Here is a 21,698-nt window from a genome sequence, read left to right on the forward strand (position 1 = left end):
GCGATCAGGCTCGGTATCAGCCTTCTTCTTCATCCCTGTCGTTGACTTCGTCCTGCGGCGCCTCGGAGGCCGGACGTCCCCCTGGGAACTCTGGGCGTGGATGAATGTAGTTTTCCGCCACGTCGATCAAGGCGATGTCCATCAAGAAGCGACGTCCCAGCAGCACCGGATAGTTGAGATGAGTACGGTCGCTCAGGGTGAATTCTACTGTTTCACGAATGGGCCCAAGGGTCATCAATAGACTGACCACCGGACGCGATTCGCTGCCTGCGGCCTGCAGGATGCGGACCCGGCGCTCGACCGGGCGCTCGATCCATTCATCCCGGATATGCTCGACGAAGACATCATCGTCGGTAAGGCCCAGCTTGAAGCGTACCCAGTCCTCGCCATCGCGCTCGAAGCGCGTGATGTCCGTGGCCGACAGGGCAGAAGTGTTGGCCCCCGAATCCACCCGCGCGCGAAGATAAGTGCCGACATCAGGCAGCCCGATCCATTCAGCGCGACCGACCATTTCCTTGGCCGCAAGCGTTTCGCTGAGCTCAGTGTTGCACTCTGCGGGTACCAGCACCGGCTCGTCGCCACGACGCTGCTCCAGCCGCTCGATATCGCCACGCAGATGACGCAGCGTGACACCAGCGTCGCGCAACTCGGCGAGCAGCTCGGCCTGGTGACGGCCGTTGGCAGCGAGGGCGTCGGAGCGATCGCAGCTCTGGACGATCCGCTCCTCGAGCTGGCCGATGCGAGTCTCGAAGGCATCGGGACTCAATGTGGGTTCGGGCTCGGAATGAGAACCGGGCGTGAGGGCGCATCCGCTGATCAACAATGAACTCAGCAACCAGGGTATGGGTGCGGATAGCGTTCTCGGTCGCATGTGGGTCGACAGCCTCCGGTCGGGCTACGGGCTAGGCGCAGCGGCAGTGGGCTTGCTTGATGGGCTCGGGTTTCGTTGCTCGAAACATGACGGAGGATGATAAGGATTTCGAGGTGGCGTTGTCCAACGTCGCGACAGACATCCAATTTAACATAATATACATTATGCGAACTTTGATCCCAGCGAGGTTCTCCTGACATGCGCCGGGCTGACACGCCCGTGCAGGCACATGCACCACGTCCATACGAAGAACCCCGGCCAGTGCCAGGGTTCTCCATATCACCGCGAACCACCGAGGCCCGTCAAATCTCGTCGGGCGGCGCGTAGGAACCATCCTCGCGGTGCACTTCCTTGCCGGTGATCGGCGGCGTGAACACGCAAGCCAGGTGCATGGTCTTGTGAGCCCGCAGCAGATGCTCGTCGTGCTGGTCGAGTATGTAGATATCGCCGGGCTTGATCGGCCATATCTTGCCGTCGGCCAGAGTTTCCACTTCACCTTCACCTTCGATGCAGTACACCGACTCGTAGTGATGCTTGTAGTGGATATGCGTCTCGGTGCCTTCGTAGATCCGCGTGATGTGGAACGAGAAGCCGCCGCCGTCATTGGCGAGCACCAGGCGCGTACTGTCCCAGGTTCCGCTTTCCGACTTCACCAGCCGGTCCGTCTTGCGCGCTTCCTCGAGATTGCGAACGATCATCTTTCTCGTATCTCCGTTCAATCCATAGACCGGCCGGCTGCAGGCACAGCCGGCCGCTAGTTCGTCTGCGTAGGTTCGCGAACCTAGGCGACGACCTCCTTGACGCTCTCCTCGAGGATATCCAGCCCCTTGAGCAGGTCCTCGTCGGGAATGGTCAAGGGGCACAGGCACTTCACCACTTCGCCAGCCTGACCGCTGGTCTCGATCACCAGACCTTTCTCGAAAGCCTTGGCGGTAATCTTGTCGGCCAGTTCGCCGCTGCCCACGTCGATGCCGCGCATCAGGCCGCGGCCACGCTCGGAAGCCGGCACGCCCTGTTCGCTGATCCAGGCCGCGATCTTCTGGAAGCGATCCTCGACTACCCTGCCCTTGCGCTGGACATCACGCTCGAAGGTATCGTCCCGCCAGTACTGTCGCATGGCGGCAGCGGCCGTGGCAAAGGCCAGGTTGAAGCCGCGGAAGGTGCCGTTGTATTGGCCGGGCTTCCACTTGTCCAGATCGGGGCGCATCAGCACGTGAGCGAACGGCAAGCCAAAGCCGGACAGCGACTTGGAGTTGGTGACGATGTCGGGCTTGATACCGGCGTGCTCGAAGCTGAAGAACTTGCCGGTGCGGCCACAGCCGGCCTGGATGTCGTCGACGATCAGCAGGATATCGTTGTCGCGGCAGATCCGCTCCAGGCGCTTGAGCCATTCGAGCCCGGCCACGTTGATACCGCCCTCGCCCTGCACGGTCTCGACAATGACTGCTGCCGGCAGGTCCAGGCCGCTGGAGTTGTCGCCCAACAGCTTCTCGAAGTAGTCCAGGCTGTCGGCGTTCTTGCCCAGATAACCGTCATACGGCATGAAGGCGCTGCCCTGTAGCGGAATGCCACCGGTGGCTTCACGGAACTTGCGGTTGCCGGTGGTGGCAAGCGCGCCCATGGTCACGCCATGAAAGCCATTGGTGAAGGTGACGATGTTGTGTCGCCCCTGGGCCACTCGGGCCAGGCGAATCGCGGCCTCTACGGCGTTGGTGCCGGTCGGTCCCGGCAGGTGCACCTTGTACTCCAGGCCACGTGGCTTGAGGATCACCTCCTCCAGCGTTTCCAGATAATCCCGCTTGGCGGCGGTCCAGAAGTCGAGGCCGTGGACGATGCCGTCGCTGTCCAGGTAGTCAAGCAAAGCCTGCTTGAGATGCGGATTGTTGTGGCCGTAGTTGAGGGTGCCGGCACCGGCCAGGAAATCGATGTACTCCCGCCCTTCTTCATCGGTCAGGCGAGCGTTCTTGGCCTTGGTGAACACCACCGGGAAAGAACGGGAGTAGGTCCGGACGTTGGATTCGAGACGTTCGAGTGTCTGGGTCTGCATGTCGACCTCCTGTCGGGATAATCGGACGAAGGGAAGCATGGACGGCCGTTGGGTTCGGCCATCCCGCGATTCGGATGGGATTTAGATGCGGCGCGTGTCGAAGGGGCCGATACGCACGAGATTCTCGGGATCGTGTTCACCGCCGAGTTGATCCGTGGAGAAGTATTCACGGCTGTTGAGGGGAGCCTGCCAGCGATCGGCGAGGCGGCGGAAGAGCCCCCAGGACGCCTGGTTATCAGGTGTGATGGTGGTTTCCAGGTGATGAACCTCGGCCAGCTCAGGGCGGCTCATGACGGCCTCGACCAGGCGCCGGGCCAGGCCGGTGCCGCGGGCTTTCTCACCCACCGCGACCTGCCACAGGAAGTAGGTATCCGGGGCATTGCTCTTCACGTAGCCGGATACGAAACCGACGATTTCGCCCTCTTCGTCGGTGGCAACGGCACAGGTATTGCGGAACTGCGTAGCCAGCAGCAGGTAGGCGTAGGCGGAATTGACGTCGAGCGGGGGGCAGGACTTGACCAGTTCATAGATTCCCCAGCCGTCGTCTGGGTTGGGCTTGCGAATGAACAGTGGCGAGGCATCACTACCAACCACGGCGTCGGCCACACTGGGGCGAGCCAGGTCGGCGGAGGGCGTAAAAGGCTGCGGTGTCACGTTCATGGTAAGGCTTCGCTGTAGCGATGTTGCGGATAATGATAACAGGGCTTGCCGGCAAATCAAAATTGGAGTTATGGCTACGCCACAATTGCATAACAAAAAATTATCATCGCTGACGGAAAGCCACGCAATTCACCACCACCTCCCCGCCTTGTTCGTCCTTGAAGCTTGTTCTTCCCTGAAGGAAGCGGTATTCGAATGACCATTCACCCGAATGAGTCTAGTCCAGGATGGCACGGCAGGCAGGGCCTGAAACGACATCGGGCCACCTGATGGTGGCCCGATGAAAGTAGGCGGCTCGACGCGCCGTTCAGTGACGCGACAGCGTACGCATGGTGACGAACTCTTCGGCAGCCGTTGGATGGATGCCAACCGTGGCATCGAAGTCCGCCTTGGTCAGGCCGGCCCTCACGGCGATGGCGATGCCCTGGATCAGCTCACCGGCCTCCTCTCCCACCATATGGGCGCCAACCACCACATCGCTGGCATCGTCGACGATCAGCTTCATCAGGCAGCGCTCCTGGCTGCCGGAAAGCGTGTGTTTCATGGGACGGAAATCGGTGCGGTAGACACGAATGGCTTCGTATTGCTTGCGCGCCTGCTCTTCCGATAGCCCCACCGTTCCGATGTTGGGGTGGCAAAAGACCGCGGTGGCAATGTTGCGGTAATCCATCGGCGCCGGTCTTGCATCGCTGAAATGCTGCTGCACCAAGTGCATCGCTTCCGCCAGGGCCACGGGCGTCAACTCCGGCCCGCCGGTGACATCGCCCAGTGCCAGGATAGATGGCACTGACGTCTCGAAGCGATCGTTCACCTTGACGGTACCGTCGGCATTGAGTTCGACGTTCAGAGCATCGAGTCCGAGCCCCTCGAGATTGGGTTTACGACCGGTCGCCGCCAGCACGGTATCCACTGCAAGCGTCTCGCCGTTGGTCAGCGTCACTCTCAAGCCGTCCTCGACCTTGTCGATGCGCTCGATGTTAGTCTCGAAGTGCAGATTGACCCCCTTGATGGCCATCTGCTCCCGGGTAAATTCACGAACTTCACGGTCGAAGCCACGCAGGAACAACTCGCCGCGATAGACCAGGTGGGCTTCGCTTCCCAGCCCATTGAAGATGCTGGCAAACTCCACGGCGATGTAGCCGCCACCGAGGACCAGGAAGCGTCGCGGCATACGCTCCAGATCGAACACTTCGTTGGAGGTCACGGCCAGCTCACGGCCAGGAAAGTCGGGGATCCAGGGCCAGCCACCGACGGCGACCAGAATCTTGGCGGCGGAGAAGCGCTGTCCGGCGACCTCGACGCAATGGGCATCTACCACGCTTGCCCGGCCATTGATCAGGCGCACTCCGGCATTCTCCAGTAGACGCCCGTAAATCTCGTTGAGCCGTGAGATCTCGCGAACCTTGTTGTCACGTAGCGTTGCCCAATCGAAGCGCGGCGCTTCGGGCAATTCCCAACCGAAGCCACGAGCATCCAGGAAGGCATCGTGGAAATGCGCGGCATAGGAGTAGAGCTTCTTGGGAACGCAGCCTACATTGACACAAGTACCCCTAGATAGCGATCCTCGGCGACGGCCACCCGGGCGCCTGTCGCCGCGGCGGTGCGGGCGGCACGGACCCCACCGGAGCCGGCGCCAATGACGAACAGGTCATAGTCGAAATCAGACACTCGATTCTCCTCGTCTTGCCGGGCCATGGATGACAGGACCGGTCCAATCGGGCGATTTTACCAGTGCCATGCCGGTGTGTAGAGCCGGCCCTCTCCGCCGCAGCCGGTTGACCGCCAGGGCATGCGGCGGTAAAAGAGGCGCTCCATCCAACCCTCCCCCTGGCCAACGGACCTCATCATGGACAAGGAAATAGCGACCCTGCTCGACAATAACCGCGCATGGGCAGAGCGGATGTGCGAGGAGGACGCAGACTATTTCACACGTCTGTCGCGCCAGCAGAATCCCGATTATCTCTGGATCGGTTGTTCGGATAGCCGCGTGCCGGCCAACCAGATCGTGTCGCTGCCGCCGGGGGAGGTCTTCGTTCACCGTAACGTCGCCAACCTGCTGCATCACAACGATATGAACGCCCTCTCGGTGGTGCAGTATGCCGTCGATGTACTCAAGGTCAGGCACATCATGGTGGTGGGACATTACGGCTGCGGCGGGGTGCGTGCGGCCGTGGCCGGTGGCGAATGCGGCATGGTGGATTACTGGCTGCATTCGGTGCGCGAACTCTACAGTCTTCACCGCCCTGCCCTCGCCGGGCTTACCCTCGAGCAGCAGATCGACCGCATGTGCGAATTGAACGTGCGGGCCCAGGTCAACAACCTGTGTCGCACCAAGATCGTCCAGCTCGCCTGGCAACGCGGCCAACCCTTGTCCGTCCATGGCTGGATCTATGGACTCGGTGATGGCCGGATCACCGATCTCGACTGCACCGTGAAGGGGCTGGATCAGGTGGCTACGCTTTATCGTATCGATCGCATCGAAGCGACGCCCGATGCCTGCTGAGCCGGGTCGCCGCCACGCCACCTCATACTGCAAGCGACATTCAGCGCTGGGAACATGACATGTCCGACCCACTTGCCGCGCTTCAGCGCGAACATCTTCAGCACCTCGAACGCTACTATGCCGAAACACTGGCCGCCCTCGGCTACGACGGCGTACTGATTTACAGCGGCCGGCCAACCCTTCACTTCGGCGACGATCAGTACGCCAGCTTTTGCAGCTATGGCCATTTTCAGCACTGGACGGGACAATCCGGACTCGCCCACAGCTGGCTGTTGGTCCAACCGGGCCAACCGACCCGCTGCTTCTTTCATGCGCCGGACGACTTCTGGCACCTGCCGCCCCAGTTGCCCGACCAGGCATGGACCGAGCATCTCGAGGTCGCGGTGGTGCGCGACGCCACACCACCGCGACTCGGCGCGGGCCGCTTCGCCGTGATCGGCGACGTCGATCGCGCAACCGCCCAGGCCCTTGGAGTCCACGCCCCTGGAGTAGAGTGCAACCCAGCGGACCTGCTGGCCGCCCTCGACGAGGGCCGCTTGCGCAAGAGCGCGTACGAGATCGCCTGCCTCAACGAGGCCAATCGTATGGCCATGCTCGGCCATCGCGCTGCGCATGAGGCCTTTCTCGCAGGCGGCAGCGAACTCGATATCCAGCTCGCCTATCTGCAGGCCTCACGCCAGCGCGAAAGTGAGCTGCCTTATGGCAACATCGTCGGGATCGGTCCTCATGCCGCAGTGCTGCACTACCAGCATTACGATAGTGAACCACCGCGCTCCCGCCCCAGCCTGCTGGTGGATGCGGGGCATCGCTTTCGCGGTTACTGTGCCGACATCACCCGCACCTGGCCGGGAACCGACACCGACCCGCTCTTCGCCGACCTGATCGCAGGCATGCACGACATCAAGCAGCGCCTCGTTGCAGCAGTGGCACCAGGCATCGAGTTCGTTGCCTTGCACGAGCGGATGCACCACCTGCTCGGCGAACTGCTGGTAGCGAGTGAACTCGTCACCGGATCCGCGGAAATGGCCGTCGAAAGCGGTATCACCCGGGCCTTCTGCCCCCATGGGCTCGGCCATCTGCTCGGCCTCCAGGTTCACGACGTTGCCGGCCGCCAGGCAAGGGATGGCACTGTCTTGCCGCCGCCTGCCCAGTATCCGGCGCTGCGATTGACACGGGAACTGGAAACGGGAATGACGGTCACCATAGAACCGGGACTGTACGTCATCCCCATGCTGCTCGAGCCGCTAAAGGCAAGCCCTGTCGGCCGTGAAGTGAACTGGACGCTGGTCGAGCGCCTGGCACCTCATGGCGGCATTCGCAGCGAGGATAACGTAGCGGTAACGTCAGATTCCGCCAGGAATCTGACAGCAGACTTCGAGTAAACGACCTTCGAGTAAACGACTTTCGAGTAAGCGACATGAGTGAACGGCGGCCGCCAGCCGACTTTGCTCCCCGCGCGGGTTGACCAATCCGCACGTGCAGACCTTGCTGCCACGTCTGTTGCCTCGGCCACGGCTCGCTCGCGATGTCGAAATCCTGGAGCTTCCCGACGGCGACTTCGTCGAGCTCAACTGGATCCGTCCGAGCCCCCTCGCCGGTACGGCACCGATCTTCGTGCTGTTCCATGGCCTCGAGGGCTCGTTTCATTCTCCCTACGCCCGCTGGCTGCTGGCAACGGCCAGCCAGATGGGCTGGCGGGCGCTGCTGATGCACTTCCGTGGCTGTGGCAATCGGCCGAATCGGCTGCCTCGCGCCTATCACAGCGGCGACACCGCCGACGCCTACTGGCTGATCGCCGAGCTGTCGCGCCGCTACCCCATGGCGCTGAAGATCGCTGCGGGCGTCTCGCTGGGTGGCAACATGTTGCTCAAGCTGGTAGCCGAACAGGGCGGTGGCGGCCTCGATCTGGCCGGTGCCATCGTGGTGAGCGCACCGCTCGACCTCGCCGCCAGCGCCGACACCCTGCACCAAGGCTTTTCACGGGTTTACGAACGTCACTTGCTTAGTGCGCTGAAGCGTAAGGTGGAGCCGCGGCTGGCCCGAGGCGAACTCCCCCTGACGCTGGATACCCAGGCGCTGGCACGAATCGACAGCCTGCGTGGCTATGACGATGCAGTCACCGCACCGCTACATGGCTTCCAGGATGCCGCCGATTACTATCGACGCGCTTCCGCCGGACGCCTGCTTGGCGACATCGAGCTTCCCACCCTGATCCTGCATGCCGCCGACGATCCGTTCATGCCGGCGGGTTGTTCGAGCGCTTGCCGCGCCCCGCCGACGCGGTGCGTCTCGAGATCAGCCGCCATGGCGGTCATGTCGGGTTTATGGAGTGGCATGGTCGACGCCTGCACCCGTGGCTGGCGCGACGCCTGGCCCATGAACTGGCCTGTTGGGCCGATACCGGGGCGTCATGGCGCTCGGCCATGCACCGCCACCTCAGCCGATCGGACAGCTGACTCCGGTACCTTTCAGTCCGCAATACCCTGCGGGGTTCTTGTGCAGATACTGCTGGTGGTACTCCTCCGCCAGATAGAAGGTATCGAGTGCGCTGATTTCCGTGGTGATCCGCCCTCGCCCGGCCTGGGCCAGTGCATACTGATAGGCGTCGCGACTGCGCTTGGCAGCGTTCAACTGGGCATCGTCGGTGGTATAGATCGCCGAGCGATACTGGCTTCCGATGTCGTTGCCCTGGCGCATGCCCTGGGTCGGATCGTGCGCCTCCCAGAAGACCCTCAAGAGCGTCTTCAGGTCGACCTCGCGCGGGTCGAACACCACCTGAACCACTTCGGCATGGCCGGTCCGCCCGGTGCAGGTTTCCTCGTAGGTGGGATTGGGCGTCACGCCACCGGCGTAGCCCACCGCCGTGACATACACCCCGGGCAATTCCCAGAACAGCCGTTCGGCACCCCAGAAGCAACCCAGGCCGAAGACGATCTGCTCGTGTCCCTGCGGGAAGGGAGGCAGCATCGAGTGCCCGCTCACGGCATGGATTCCGGAGATTCGGATCGGTGTATCACGCCCCGGCAGGGCGTGGGCAGGTTCGACGGTCATGGCACTGTCCTCGGGAGACGGGTCGGTTGCATGGTCATGGCTCGCTTTCCAGTCTGGGCGGCCGTCCGGGCCGAGTGAAGACATAGACCAGATCGATGGCCTGGGCGGCGCCGGATACCGCCTGCACGTAAAGATCGCGCCACAGCGTATAGCGCAGGGTGAGTTCGGCGATTGGCGAGAAGATACCGACACCATAGCTGACACGTAGATCTTCTGTCAGGTAGCCACTCACCACGACCTGGCTCTCGTCGCCCACCCCGGTGGTTTCCAGCGCCAGGTCGTCGATGCCGAAGGCTTGGCCGATGGCGCCCACGACACCTCCCGTCTGGCCCAGCGTCAGGCCAACCAGCGCGGCCGTCAGAGCGCCATCCGCGTCGCCATCCCTGGGGGCACGTCCGCGCAGCAGGTAGGAGAGCGCTCGCGCCTCGTCCATGGCCGGTTCAGAGAAAATCTCCAGGCTCGGCTCGGCGGCAAAGCCGGTCACCCGCAGGCCAGCAATGACGCCATCCTCGGTGATGTCCGGATTGCGAATGGCCTCGAAGTCGAGCAGTGGCTGATCCGGCGGACCGCTGAACAGCAGCTGGCCCTGGCGGATCAGCAGATCCTGGCCAAAGGCCCGGAAGCGGCCGTCGACCAGGTTGACCTCGCCAAACAGTTGCACCGGGCCATCCTGCTGACGTACCTGCAAAGTGCCGGCAAGCCCGGTTTCGAGGCCCGAGGCGGAGAGCATCATGTCCGGCCCGAGATGCAGCTCGAGGCGCACATCCAGTATCATGCCCGCCTCGCGCAGGGCGACAGCGGCCGCTTCGTCGTCGCCTGTGGTCGCCTGCAAGTCCTCGCGCCGCTGAGCCCGCGCCTCGTCACGCCGGGTGATGATGATCTCATCGGGGCTGGGACTGACCGCCGCCGGCGGCGCTTCGCCGATCTCCAGCCTCGCCCATGGGACGCGTACATCGCCGCGCACCCGCAGCCGCTGGGGATCGATGCGCACGGCGATTTCCGGCGCGATACGCAGTCGCCCGAACTGGGGAAGCGTCACCAGCAGCGGTCGCCGTGTACCGTCCAGATCCACGGCGATGCGCCACTCGTCCAACGACGGCCAACTGGCGTTACCGTCGACCACCAGGCGTCCTTCGTCGCTGGCGACGTAGCCCATCAGGCGCGCACTATCGCCATTGAACTCGATGCGTATGCGCCCATCCTCGACGATCAGCGGCACATCGAGCCCCGAGGCCTGTAGCCCGGTCAGTTCGAGCGCACCATCCAGGCTCGGGTTGTCGCGAGTTCCCCCGATCCGCACCCTGCCGGTCACGACGCCTTCCAGCGTATCGAGCCCCTCGGCGAGAGTGCGATAGCGCGACAGGTCGAGACCGTCGAGGACCAGGACTCCATCGAGCTCACCGCGGCCTAGCGGATCATCGAGGCCGATGTCGAGGTTAAGACGACCGGCATCGCCAAGCGCCAGGTCGAGATCGAGATCCGTACGGGTCTGGCTGGCGTTCAACCTCACGTTGAGGCGCGTATCCGGCATCGACCACGGCTGGCCGTAGATATCGAAGCCCTCGAGGTCCAGCTCACTGGCAAGGTCCGCCTCGACATTCCATTGGCGTCCTCCTTGTCGCCAGCGGGCCTGCAACTCGAGATCGGTGGCACCGCTGGCCTGCCAATCCTCGGGCAGCCACTCCTCGAGCAGCTCCATGGGCAAGCCACGCACCGACAGGGCGACCTGCCCCTGGTCGGCACTGGCCTGGAGCGTGTCGTCCAGGCATAGCTGGCCACCCTGCTGGCGGCGCAGGCAGAACGGCCGAACCTGGATGCGACCGGCTGCCAGATCGGCGTTGAATTCGATCGGCTCGTCGAGGCGCATGTCACCATGATCGGTATCGACCTCCAGAGGATCGATACGTCCCGTATAGCGCTGACGTTCGGTAGACAAGCCGCCCTCCAGGGTGAGTGCCACCCGTGACAACGGCATGCCTCGACCGGCGATGGCGGCAAGTTCCGCGCGATGGGACGACAGTCGACCCGCCAGGCCAAGCGTAACCTCACTGAAGCGCTGGCCGCCTGCGTTGAGACGCTCGATGACGAGGTCCACGTCGAGTTCGGGATCGTCCAGACCGCGCACGCTGCCGGTGAGCTGCAGCGCCTCCAGGCGGTTGTCTTCGAAGGCCAGTTCGCTGCCCTGCAGGTCGAGGTTCAACTGCGGCCGCTCTGGCGTGCCGGCAGTGCGGAAACGCCCAGTCACGCTGCCGCTGAGCTCGTCGTGCAGGCTACCAAGTTCGGTGAGCGAGATATTCCCGCTGAGATCCATGCGTCGCTCGGAGATGGCACCATCTGCCGTGATGCGGTTGTTACCCTGGCGGAAATCGAACTCCTGGACCTGCCATTGCATGTCGCTGTTGCCGGCCAGACGCGCCCGCAACGACAGAGGCAACTCCTGGAGTTCACCGTCTATGGCCAGGCGTGGCACATGCAACTGCCATCCTTCAGGCGTCTGGCTGAAGGCCACGTCGACGTTCCCGCTGAGGCGCCCCTCCATCGCTTCGGTGAACAGCCCCGGATCGACGTTGTCGAGGCGCGCGGTGGCCTCGAGGCTCAACCCTTCCCGCCACTCGACACTCCCCCGGCTGACCACCGAGGCATTGCCGAGGGCAAGCGAGAGCGGCGTCCAGGCGAAGTGCTCGAAATCTCCGCTTCCCGACAGCGCCACCCGGGTCAGAGGGATGTCGGGCCCTTCCAGCCGCATGGACAGCGCGGCAGTGTAATCCTCCAGGCTGCCCGAGGCTCTCAGCTCCAGATCCTCCACCACGAACGGCTCGGCGACGTCGGCTTCTTCGGTCTCGTCAGCCAGCGCGGCGGTCATCGGCAATGGCCATTGCAGGAATTCACTCTGGGCGCTGGCGCTGAACGGCAGCGTGGGATCCAGCACGTCGGCGCGGGCCGTCAGGCGGGCATCCACGGGGCCGCTTGCCACCAGTTGGGCCCGCAGCTCTGCCAGGCTGCCATCGAGGTGCAGCTCAAGGCGCTGTCCGGCCAGCCCGGGCATCAACTCCGGCACCCACAAGGCGGCCTCGAGCCGCGCCTCGAGCGGATAGTCGTCATGCAGCGCAATCCGCGCGGTCAAGCGGGCATCGGCATCGAGGCTGGCAACTTCCAGCGCCGCGATTTCCACCTCCTGGCCACTCGCCTCGAAGGCGAGCGTCAGGTGCCGCAAGGTGTAGTCCACGGGGCCGCTCAGCTCCACACCATCGAGGTGGACCCGCGGTGCCGAGACGGTCAACGGCAGGCTGATATCGGGCAGCGCGATGCGCTCACGCTGGTCGAGCGGCACCGCTGCCTCGACAGCGGTCGCCGGCGCCTGCACGGCCTCGGCAGCCGCCAGGGCTCGTTCGTCCAGTACCGCCACATCTCCCGACTCATCCAGGGCCAGTGCAGTGGCAGCCGGAGGCATCGCGACCTGCAGCGCGACGAGCCGCGTCGGCAACAGCGTGAGGCGCTCGTCCTCTGCCTCGATGCCGGTATGCAGACGATCCCAACCGATGCGAGTGCCGTCGGCGAGTCGTAGCTCGACATCTTCCACCTCGAGTTCCGGTGCAGAGATGTCGAGTGGAAAGCGAAACGGTGCGGGGGCTATCACCAACGGCTCATCTTCGAGTGGCTCGGTAGCTTGGGTCGGCGCTGCCATCTCGTCCGCTCCCGGTGTCGATTCCGGCGTATCCGGCAGTTCGACACGCAGGCCATCGGCGCGGGAGGCTGCCAGGTGCAACTGGCTGTTCTCCGCCTGAGCTGCCGTCGCCAGCCGCTCGAGTTCGATCCGGGTGCCATCCGCCAGCTCAACCCTGGTGTCCTGCAATATCAGCTCACGGATTTCCATGGGTAGCGGCAGTTGGATGGGGTCGCCCACCTCGTTCGGCCGTGCCGCCTCATCCGGCTCGGCAGTCGCCGTTTCATGCAGCCGTACGCTTCCTCCCAGCATGGCCAGGCGCTCGATGCACAGGCGGCCGCGCAGCAGACAGTCGTCGGCCCAGGCGAGTTCGAGACGTTCGGCGGCGATCTCGACGGGGCCGGCCTCGAGCTGGAACCCATGCAGCACCAGGCGATCCAGCGGCGCGCCTTCGACCCGCTCCAGTTGATAGAGCCCTCGCTTGGCTCCTTCCTCGAGCAATAGCCCGGCACCCCACGGCGACAGCGCCAGGCCGAGCACGAGGATCACTACGCCGATCGCCAGCAGGGGCAGCACGATCAGCAGCCGAATGAGCGACCACAGCAGCAGGCGCATTCTCAGAATTCCGGGCCGATGGCGAAGTGCAGACGCCACGAGTTCTCCTCGTCATCGAAGGGGTGAGCAATATCGAAACGCACCGGCCCGACGGGGGAAATCCAACGTACGCCGAGGCCCGCACCGGTATTGAGGGTTTCCGGCCACCAGTCGTCGAAGGCGTCGCCGCTGTCGACGAAGGCTGCGCCCCACCAGTTGCCCGTCACGCGCCGCTGGAACTCGACGCTGCCGGCCAGCATTTGCTGGCCGCCACGCAGCAGGCCTTCTTCATTGCGTGGCGCCAGGGTCTCGAAGCCATACCCGCGCACCGAACGGTCGCCGCCAGTAAAGAAACGCAGCGAGGGGGAACCTGGGAGAAGTCGCTGGTTTCGATAGCCCCCATGGCCAAGCGAGTGACGAATCGCAAGTCGTCCCCCAGCATGCGTATCCATTCGGTATTACCCGTCATACGCAGGAAATCGGCACCCGATCCCCAGCTCGTGTCGGAATATTCGAAGGTGATGCGCTGGCGGTCGCCCCAAGTGGGGAAACGGGGGTCGCGGGTTCGTGTCCGCGACCAGCTTACCCCCGGGTAGTAGATGAAGACGCTCTCGGCTTCGCCGCCTTGGGTGAAGTCTTCGTAGGTGGCACGCACGAACAGGGTCTGCACCCAACGGTTGTCGAATTCCCAGCGCCGAGCCAATTCGACGGTCGCCTCGTTGCTGCGCGTATCCTCGTTGTCACGATGGCGCAGACCGTACTGGAAGCGGTACTGGTCACGCAGCGGATTGTCCAGCGGCAGCAGGTAGGTGCCGGTCAGCCGCTGTTCGGGCTGTGAGATGAAGAAGTCGTGATCGAGACTGTGGCCATAGCGGTTGATCCACGGCTGGTTCCAGCCGAAGTGCAGACGTGGGCCGACGTCAGTGGCATAGCCGATACCGGTCTCGAACTGATGACGATCGGCCGGAGCCAGGACCACGTCGACCGGCATGCTGGGACGCTCTGGGGCATGCAGGCGCGCGGCGGCAGCCAGCGCAGTGGCAGAGAGCCTCGGTCCGCTGACCATCTCCGTTTGCCTGGAAGGCGCTTGCGGCAACGTCGCCTCACCCTCGGTGGCCACCGCATTCCACCAGCCCAGCGTCGCAGGCGCCAGAGCCAGTTCGCGGCGCGCATCCAGTCGGGGACGCACGCTGACCGAACTGAACCAGTTGGTTTGTCCCAGGCGCTGGGCGTAGAGCGCCACCTGACCGGCGAGATAAGGCCCACCTGGCTCGAAGGGCGCCATGTTGCGCAAGCGGTCCTCGACGATATGGCTGCCACGGATCGCGATGTCGCCGAAGGCATAGCGGCGCCCGCTGTCGAGCGTGAGGTAGAGTCTGGCACTCTCGTCGAATGGACGCACTTCCATGCGTCGGTCGGTGAAGGACCAGTCGAAATAGCCACGCTCGAGGGCGAGGTTGGCAAGCCGGTTGCGCATGCGATCCCAAGGTGCATGCTGTAGAGGGTCGCCTTCCGCCAGGGGAAAGGCGCCCACGGTATCGCGAAAGGGTTCGTCCTCGGCCGCCTCGCCTTCGAGACGAATGTCGAGCACTTCGATGACCACCTGCGGCCCCGGATCGATGGCGAGGTCGACGTGGCGCGGTGGATCCTGTTCGTCGAGGCGTGAGCGCACGCGCGGCTCGTAGTAGCCATAGACCCGCATGGCCTCGCGCGTTCGCCGTACCACCTCGCCTTCCAGGCGGCGACGGTCATACTGCGCGGCATCCAGCTCACCGAGGTAGTAACGGACATTGTCGGCAACGTCGCCATCCAACCCGTCGATGCGTGCCTCCAGTGCCAGCGCTCCATGCGCCATACCAAGACACAGGGCCGCCGCCCCCATGCGTGAGATCACGCCTATTCCCATATACACGGCTTCCCGACTCGACTCCTGCCCGGCCCGTGAGAACCAGGCAACCTATCGCAGAGCTTCCAGCCCTGCGCTGAGTGACAACTGTTCCTGACGCAACTCGCGCAACTCGGCCTCCATCGACGCCAAGCGAGCCCGAAGACTCTCGATCGCCTGTGAGGCTTCCTCACTATCGGCGGTCGACTCGATCTCCCCGGCGAGATCGTCGAGGCGTGTCTCCAGGGCCACCGTGCGAGCCTGCAGGCGCTCCTCCAGAGTGGAGAGTTCCTGCTCCAGGAGCTGCTGAACGTGTTCGTCCACGGCTTCGAGCCGTTCATCGAGCGATGCTCTCACGCCCTGCTGACGTTCCGCCAGTTCATCTTGTAACGACTCCCATTCGGCGAGACGCTCGCCCTGGCGCTCGTTGGCCTCGGCCAACGCCTCGATCCTTGCGACCAGGACCTCACGTCCCTCCTCCGCGACACGCTCAAGCGAATCGAGAGAGGCTCGCACCGCCTCGAGCAGAGCATCGCGATCTTCGGCCTCGCCGTCGAGTCGCTCGAGCCTGGAGGCAACATCGTCAATGCGCTCGTCCAGCGCTTCGAAGCGTGAGGCATCCCGCTCGGCAACCTGCTGCACTTCGACTTCCAGGCCCGCCATCCGAGCCACCACCGACTCGGCATGCTCTTCCGTGGAGGAGAGCCGCGACTCGATGTTCTCGAGACGATCGCCGCGCCCTTCCTCCGCATCGAAGCGAGCATGCACGTTGGACATTCCCGAGGTGACCTGCTGTACCTCGGCGCTCAAGCGCTGAATCTCCTGCCACCCCAGCCATGCCACGCCGAGCAGCATGGCCAGCAATAGCAGCACGGCAAACTTCAAGGGCCAAAGGCGCGGTTGCGGCTGGGAAACACGTCTCGGCCTTGTCAGGCTGGAATCCGGGTCGGGCACGATGGGACGTCGCTCGGAGGGACGCGCTTCGGGCATGTCAAACTCCTTCTAGGCAGGTGCGGCAGGCGCCTGTCCATTGTAAGCAGGTCCAGCGCCTGCACGCACACGGCTGCCTCAACGCGTCGCGCTTGGCTCCGCGGATCGGCCCTTCGACCGATACCGCGGTAGGTCAGTCCCCAACTGGCCACATGGCGGGGATCGTAGATGTTACGCCCGTCGAGCAGCAGCCGCTCGCGCAACAGCTCGGCCAGGCGCGGCCAATCCGGGTTCCAGTAGTGTTTCCACTCGGTGACCAGCATCAGCGCATCGGCACCTTCGCAGGCGGCATAGGGATCGCCATCGAACAGGCTCAGCAGTGGATGGTCGCCTATCTCGGCGCGCACGGCCGGGATGGCCGCAGGATCATGCAGCCGGACGTGAACGCCCTGGGCCCACAGCGCCCTGAGCAGCGTCAGCACCGGCGCATGATCGATACGCGCCGAGCCCGGCTTGAAGGCCGCTCCCCAGATCGCCAGGGTTCGTCCTCCAAGCTGTCCGTGGAAGTGGGTCCACAACTTGCGGAAGAGCGTCTCCTTCTTCTGCTCGTTGATGTCCAGCACCTGCTCCAGCAGTGCCGAATGCCGGCCGCTGGCCTCTTGCACATCGGCCAGACGCATCAGGTCGCGTGAAAGATGGGGACCACCGAAGCCACAGCCGGGATAGAGATACTCATAGCCGATACGCGAGTCTGCCCCATGCCCTGGCGCACGTACTCGACGTCGACCCCCAGGCTGTCGGCGAGCCCGGCGATCTCGTTCATGTAGCTGATGCGCGTGGCGAGCATGCCGATCGTCGCCAGCTTGGTGAGCTCCGCCGCACGACGAGGCATCAGTTGGATCACGTCGCGACGGCGGTTGAAGGCGCGCAACAGCTCGCGCACCTGGGCCTCGGCACGCTCATCGTCGCAGCCCAGCAGCCAGCGGCCGGGGCGCGTGAAGCTGGCCCATGCCCGCCCCTCCTCGATCATGTCGACCAGCGCGACCGCACGCCGGCCGTTACCGCCGAGCCGCGCTTCCAGCCGTTCCGTCTCGCCGACGGGAAAGGTCGAGTTGTTGACCAGGGTCAGCGGTCCTTGGTGGCGCGAAGCGACCTGGACCACCAGCGCGTCGGCTTCCTCACGCTGCTCAGGAGACAATGCGAGCCACAGGATGTCGATGCTTTCAGCCGAGGTGGCATCCTCACCGTTGGCCAGATGCAGGGTGCCCTGCTCCCGCCCCTCTTCGAGGCGGTCGAGCAGATCGGGTTCTCGCCGCAGCCAGTCGGCCGCTTGGAGTGCCGGCCAGCGCATGCTCTCGTGCGGCACCCAGCGCACCTGATGGCCAACCCAGGAGAGCGCGGCGGCGGCCGTAGCCGCCGCCAGCTCGCTGCCATGTATCTCGATGCGCATGTCGCTCACCCCGCTTGGCTATAGCGAGCGAGCAGCTCGCGGAAGCCTTCGCCGAAGCGCGGATGCCGACGGGCATAGACCAGCGTCGCCTCGAGATAGCCGAGCTGATGGCCGCAGTCGTAGGTCTTGCCGCGCATGCGCCAGGCGTCGACACCGTCGCGCTGGCGCAGCGTCTCGATGGCATCGGTCAACTGGATCTCGTCGCCGGCCCCCGGCGGGTCTCTGCCAGCAAGGGAAAGATGCTGCCCGGCAGCACGTAGCGGCCGATTACCGCCAGGTTGGAAGGCGCTTCCTCGCGCGCGGGCTTCTCCACCACGCCGGCCAGCGGGCAGGACTTGCCAGCGGCAGGCGGCTCGCCTTCCGGGCTCACGATGCCGTACTTGTGCACGTTCTCCCACGGCACGTCCTCGACCATCAGTTGCGAACGCCCGGTCGACTCGAAGGCATCGATCATGCCGGCGAGGTCGTTGCGCTCGAGTCCATCGTCATCGACCAGGACGTCGGGCAACAGCACCGCGAAGGGCTCGTCGTCGCCGATGACGGAGCGCGCGCAGAGCACGGCGTGGCCCAGGCCAAGCGGCTCGTGCTGACGCACACTGATGATATTGACGTCGGCAGGTACGATGGCGCGCAACTCGTCGAGCAGCTCCTGCTTGTTCTTCGCGGCGAGGGTGGCCTCGAGCTCGTAGTGGGTGTCGAAGTGGTTCTCGATGGCGCTCTTGCTGGCATGCGTCACCAGCACGATGTCGCGAATGCCGGCGGCAACCGCCTCACTGACCACGTACTGGATCACCGGGCGATCGACGATGGTGATCATTTCCTTGGGAATCGCCTTGGAGGCCGGCAGACAGCGGGTGCCGAATCCGGCCACGGGCAGTACGGCCTTGCGAATCATGGGTGCCTTCCTTGTCAGTTGGTGAACGGACGTTGGTGAATATCGCTTCCCGGGTCTGTCCTTGATTCCGTCATGGGAAAGCCCGGGCAGCTACGGGTACAATGTGCATGATACCGAAGGTAAAGAATGTTGCCAGGGTGCCAGACCAATTGACACGGAGAGACCACATGAGCGCAACCCTCCACCACAACGTCGACCAGGGCGAGATTGCCAAGTTCGAAGCCCTGGCCAGCCGCTGGTGGGACCCGCACAGCGAGTTCAAGCCGCTGCATGACATCAACCCGCTGCGCCTGGATTTCATCGATGCCCGTTGCGGGCTCGCCGGCCGCAAGGTGCTCGACGTGGGCTGCGGCGGCGGGATCCTGGCCGAGGCCATGGCGCATCGAGGCGCTCGCGTCACCGGGGTCGACATGGGTGAGGCGCCGCTTGGCGTGGCACGCCTGCATGCGCTGGAGAGTGGCGTCGAGGTGGAGTACCGTCAGGCCAGCGCCGAAGCCATGGCTGCCGAGCAGCCTGGCGAATACGACGTGGTGACCTGCATGGAGATGCTCGAGCACGTTCCCGATCCCGGCTCGGTCATCCAGGCCTGTGCGGCGCTGGTGAAGCCCGGTGGCCATCTGTTCTTCTCCACCATCAACCGCAATCCCAAGGCCTATGCCCTGGCCATCGTCGGTGCCGAGTACCTATTGCGGATGCTGCCCCGTGGCACTCATGAGTATCGCAAGTTCATCCGCCCCTCGGAGCTTGCCGGCTGGTGCCGTGAGCATGGACTCTCCGTACGCGAGCAGAACGGTCTCACCTACAACCCGCTGACGCGCCACTATCGTCTCTCCAGCCGGGACGTCTCGGTCAATTATATGGTGCACTGCCGCCGGGAGCCGGCATGACGTCTTCGCCCCGCGCACTGCTGTTCGACCTCGACGGCACGCTGGTCGACACCGCACCGGACCTGGCCCGCGCCACCAACGCGCTACGCGCTCATCATGGCCTCGAGCCACTACCCTATTCGGTGATCCGCGCGCAGGTCTCCAACGGCGGCAGCGCGCTGGTTGCCCTGGCGCTGGGGTTGGACAAGGCGCATCGGGACCATGACGCGGCGCGCCAGTTCCTGCTCGACGCGTACGGCCAGGCCGTGGCCGAAGAGAGCTGCCTGTTCCCCACCTCGACCGGCTGCTGGAGAGTTGGGAGGACCGGGGGCTGCCCTGGGGCATCGTCACCAACAAGCCCCGCGCCTATGCGGCACCGCTCGTCGAGGCGCTGGGATTGGCTCCCGGTGCGCTGCTGTGTGCCGACGACCTGCCGCAGCGCAAGCCGGCGCCGGAACCGCTATGGGCCGCCGCCGAACGACTGGACGTGCCGGCATCGCAGTGCTGGTACATCGGCGACCACCTGCGCGACATGCAGGCGGCCCGCGCCGCCGGCATGGTGGCCGTCGCCGTCGGTTACGGCTACATCGAAGAGGGAGACGACTACCGGGAGTGGCCGGCCGACCTCTGGTTCGAGACCTGCGAGAAGCTGGTCGAGGCCCTGCTGGAGCCTGCCTGAAATACCAGACAGGCCCCGTTTGCTTACTTGGGCGGTTGGGCGTCGAAGCGCTCGCCGTTAACCCCCCTGCTCTCCGGCCCGATCAGCCACAGATAGGTCGGCATGATCTCTTCCGGTGTACGCAGGGTTTCGGGATCCTCGCCCGGATAGGCATTGGCACGCATCTTGGTGCGAGTGGCTCCGGGGTTGATCGTGTTCACGCGCAGCGTACCGAGGTGTTCGATCTCGTCGGCCAGCACCTCGGCAAACCCTTCGGTGGCGAACTTGGAGACGGCATAGGCACCCCAGAAGGCACGGCCTTTCCGCCCCACGCTGGACGAAGTGAAGACGACCGAAGCATCGGGAGAGGATTGCAGCAAGGGCAACAAGGCCTGGGTCATCCAGATCGGCCCATTGATGTTGACCTGCATGACCTGCTCCCACAGCTCCGGATTGTACTGCTCGAACGGAGTGATGCGCCCCAGCAGCCCGGCGTTGTGCAGAATGCCATCGAGCCGGCCAAACTCCTTGTCCAGAGTCTCGGCCATGTCGTGGTAATCCTTGAGCGCGGCCCCTTCGAAATTGAGCGGATAGATGGCCGGTTGCGGGCCGCCTGCAGCCTCGATCTCGTCGTAGACCTTTTCCAGCTTGGCAATGGTACGACCCAGCAGTATCACTGTGGCGCCATGCCGGGCAAAGGCCAGGGCCGCCGCGCGGCCGATGCCATCACCGGCCCCCGTCACGAGGATGATACGGTCGCGAAGCAGGTCGGCAGGCGCCGCATAGTCGATCTTGCAGGTCATCTTGGCTCCTTGAGCGGGGCCAGCCCGTTACAGGGACTGGCGCAGGAAATCGTTGGCAAGCCCGGCAGCGCTGCTGTCCGGATAGTCGTCACGCACGCGCTCGAGCAGTGAACGGCTCTGTTCGAGTTCGCCCTGGCGCGCCTTGATCAGGCCGAGCTTGTAAAGCGCATCGGGCACTTTGCTGCTCTGCGGGTAGTTGTCGATGACCTGGCGGAACGCGCCTTCAGCCTGGTCCAGATTGGCCTCGGCCGAGTGCAGTTCCCCCAACCAATAATAGCCATTGGCGGTCAGGCTGGTGTCGGGGTAGTCAGCGACGAACGCCTCGAAGGCCGCGATCGCCTCACCGAACTGGCGCGCCTGGACCTTGGCGAAGGCAGCCTGGTAGGCGGCCTGGGCGTCGGGGCTGTTACCGCTCGGCGAGGGCGTCTGGGCTACCTGCCTGGCCGATTCCTCATCGACCTGCGGATTGGCCTCGATACCGGCACTGCCCGCCATCAGCCGCTCATCGAGGTCGAGATACTGCTGGCGGGTCTGGTTGCGCAGCTGTTCGAGCTGGTGACGCAGCTCCTCGATCTGGCCTCGCAGTTGCTGGATCTCGCGCTGGTGTTCCTGCAACTGGTTGTACATCACCAGGCTGCCGCCGGCCTCTTCACGCACCTCGGCCTGTTCGAGAAAGCCCCGCGGTTGTGCGGTGCGGTCTTCCACGATCGGACGCTGCTGGGCTTCGACAAGGCTCATCACGGACAGCGGGAGCACCAGGGCTCCCGCGCCGCACAGCCTTTTCAGACTGTGTCTCATGCTTCACTCCATAGGCGCGCGAT

At 64.3% G+C, this 21,698-nt stretch carries 13 protein-coding genes and 6 pseudogenes; 5 read left to right on the forward strand and 14 right to left on the reverse strand.

Annotation, left to right across the window (positions count from 1 at the left end):
* Positions 1 to 16: 16 nt before the first annotated feature.
* The 5 genes and pseudogenes from EKK97_RS11950 to gorA form a co-directional block, all read right to left on the reverse strand.
* Positions 17 to 766 (reverse strand): ATP-dependent zinc protease family protein, encoded by a 750-nt coding sequence (locus tag EKK97_RS11950; RefSeq protein WP_479688627.1) that lies wholly within the window; start codon positions 764 to 766, stop codon positions 17 to 19.
* 407 nt (positions 767 to 1,173) lie between these two features.
* Positions 1,174 to 1,569 carry an ectoine synthase gene (locus EKK97_RS11955; protein WP_159552122.1) on the reverse strand — a complete coding sequence of 132 codons (396 nt, stop codon included), beginning with the start codon at positions 1,567 to 1,569 and terminating at the stop codon, positions 1,174 to 1,176.
* A gap of 83 nt (positions 1,570 to 1,652) precedes the next feature.
* Positions 1,653 to 2,918: a diaminobutyrate--2-oxoglutarate transaminase gene (gene ectB, locus EKK97_RS11960; protein WP_159552124.1), complete on the reverse strand. Its 1,266-nt coding sequence runs from the start codon at positions 2,916 to 2,918 to the stop codon at positions 1,653 to 1,655.
* Between the two features lie 81 nt (positions 2,919 to 2,999).
* Positions 3,000 to 3,578, reverse strand: coding sequence for a diaminobutyrate acetyltransferase (gene ectA, locus EKK97_RS11965; RefSeq protein WP_159552125.1), 579 nt, complete (start codon positions 3,576 to 3,578; stop codon positions 3,000 to 3,002).
* A gap of 307 nt (positions 3,579 to 3,885) precedes the next feature.
* A pseudogene (gene gorA / locus EKK97_RS11970) lies at positions 3,886 to 5,273 on the reverse strand (glutathione-disulfide reductase).
* 151 nt (positions 5,274 to 5,424) lie between these two features.
* Between gorA and can the strand changes: the two are divergent.
* The 3 genes and pseudogenes from can to EKK97_RS11985 all read left to right on the forward strand — a co-directional run.
* Complete coding sequence (can, locus tag EKK97_RS11975; RefSeq protein WP_159552127.1) at positions 5,425 to 6,081, forward strand: carbonate dehydratase; 657 nt, start codon at positions 5,425 to 5,427, stop codon at positions 6,079 to 6,081.
* Between the two features lie 59 nt (positions 6,082 to 6,140).
* Positions 6,141 to 7,463, forward strand: coding sequence for a Xaa-Pro dipeptidase (gene pepQ / locus EKK97_RS11980; protein ID WP_159552129.1), 1,323 nt, complete (start codon positions 6,141 to 6,143; stop codon positions 7,461 to 7,463).
* 94 nt (positions 7,464 to 7,557) lie between these two features.
* Positions 7,558 to 8,268, forward strand: a pseudogene (locus EKK97_RS11985) (hydrolase); the annotation flags it as partial.
* Between the two features lie 249 nt (positions 8,269 to 8,517).
* Here EKK97_RS11985 and msrA read toward each other — a convergent pair.
* The 7 genes and pseudogenes from msrA to galU form a co-directional block, all read right to left on the reverse strand.
* Positions 8,518 to 9,132, reverse strand: coding sequence for a peptide-methionine (S)-S-oxide reductase MsrA (gene msrA / locus EKK97_RS11990; RefSeq protein ID WP_159552131.1), 615 nt, complete (start codon positions 9,130 to 9,132; stop codon positions 8,518 to 8,520).
* 34 nt (positions 9,133 to 9,166) lie between these two features.
* Entirely contained in the window at positions 9,167 to 13,450 is a 4,284-nt protein-coding gene (gene tamB, locus EKK97_RS11995) for an autotransporter assembly complex protein TamB (RefSeq protein ID WP_234286250.1), read from the reverse strand.
* Entirely contained in the window at positions 13,414 to 13,842 is a 429-nt protein-coding gene (locus EKK97_RS25820; protein ID WP_340162854.1) for an autotransporter assembly complex protein TamA, read from the reverse strand. The genes tamB and EKK97_RS25820 overlap by 37 nt, the downstream gene beginning before the upstream one ends.
* Before the next feature lie 1,220 nt (positions 13,843 to 15,062).
* Positions 15,063 to 15,296 (reverse strand): annotated as a pseudogene (locus EKK97_RS25825) (POTRA domain-containing protein); the annotation flags it as partial.
* Positions 15,297 to 15,347: 51 nt separating this feature from the next.
* A complete protein-coding gene (locus tag EKK97_RS12005) occupies positions 15,348 to 16,265 on the reverse strand; it encodes a coiled-coil domain-containing protein (protein ID WP_159552133.1) in 918 nt (305 codons plus the stop codon).
* A 101-nt stretch (positions 16,266 to 16,366) separates the two neighbouring features.
* Positions 16,367 to 17,655 (reverse strand): annotated as a pseudogene (locus tag EKK97_RS12010) (UDP binding domain-containing protein); the annotation flags it as partial.
* A 5-nt stretch (positions 17,656 to 17,660) separates the two neighbouring features.
* Positions 17,661 to 18,550: pseudogene (gene galU, locus EKK97_RS12015) on the reverse strand (UTP--glucose-1-phosphate uridylyltransferase GalU).
* A 167-nt stretch (positions 18,551 to 18,717) separates the two neighbouring features.
* On the opposite strand from galU, the gene ubiG reads away from it, so the two are divergent.
* Positions 18,718 to 19,437 carry a bifunctional 2-polyprenyl-6-hydroxyphenol methylase/3-demethylubiquinol 3-O-methyltransferase UbiG gene (gene ubiG / locus EKK97_RS12020; protein WP_159552135.1) on the forward strand — a complete coding sequence of 240 codons (720 nt, stop codon included), beginning with the start codon at positions 18,718 to 18,720 and terminating at the stop codon, positions 19,435 to 19,437.
* A pseudogene (locus EKK97_RS12025) lies at positions 19,434 to 20,095 on the forward strand (HAD-IA family hydrolase). The gene ubiG and the pseudogene EKK97_RS12025 overlap by 4 nt, the downstream one beginning before the upstream one ends.
* Positions 20,096 to 20,118: 23 nt before the next feature.
* Here EKK97_RS12025 and EKK97_RS12030 read toward each other — a convergent pair.
* Together EKK97_RS12030 and ybgF are read right to left on the reverse strand one after the other, a co-directional pair.
* Positions 20,119 to 20,877 (reverse strand): YciK family oxidoreductase, encoded by a 759-nt coding sequence (locus EKK97_RS12030; RefSeq protein ID WP_159552137.1) that lies wholly within the window; start codon positions 20,875 to 20,877, stop codon positions 20,119 to 20,121.
* Between the two features lie 27 nt (positions 20,878 to 20,904).
* Positions 20,905 to 21,675, reverse strand: coding sequence for a tol-pal system protein YbgF (gene ybgF, locus EKK97_RS12035; RefSeq protein WP_159552139.1), 771 nt, complete (start codon positions 21,673 to 21,675; stop codon positions 20,905 to 20,907).
* Positions 21,676 to 21,698 lie beyond the last annotated feature (23 nt).

The organism is Billgrantia tianxiuensis (assembly GCF_009834345.1).
GTDB classification, from domain to species: domain Bacteria; phylum Pseudomonadota; class Gammaproteobacteria; order Pseudomonadales; family Halomonadaceae; genus Halomonas; species Halomonas tianxiuensis.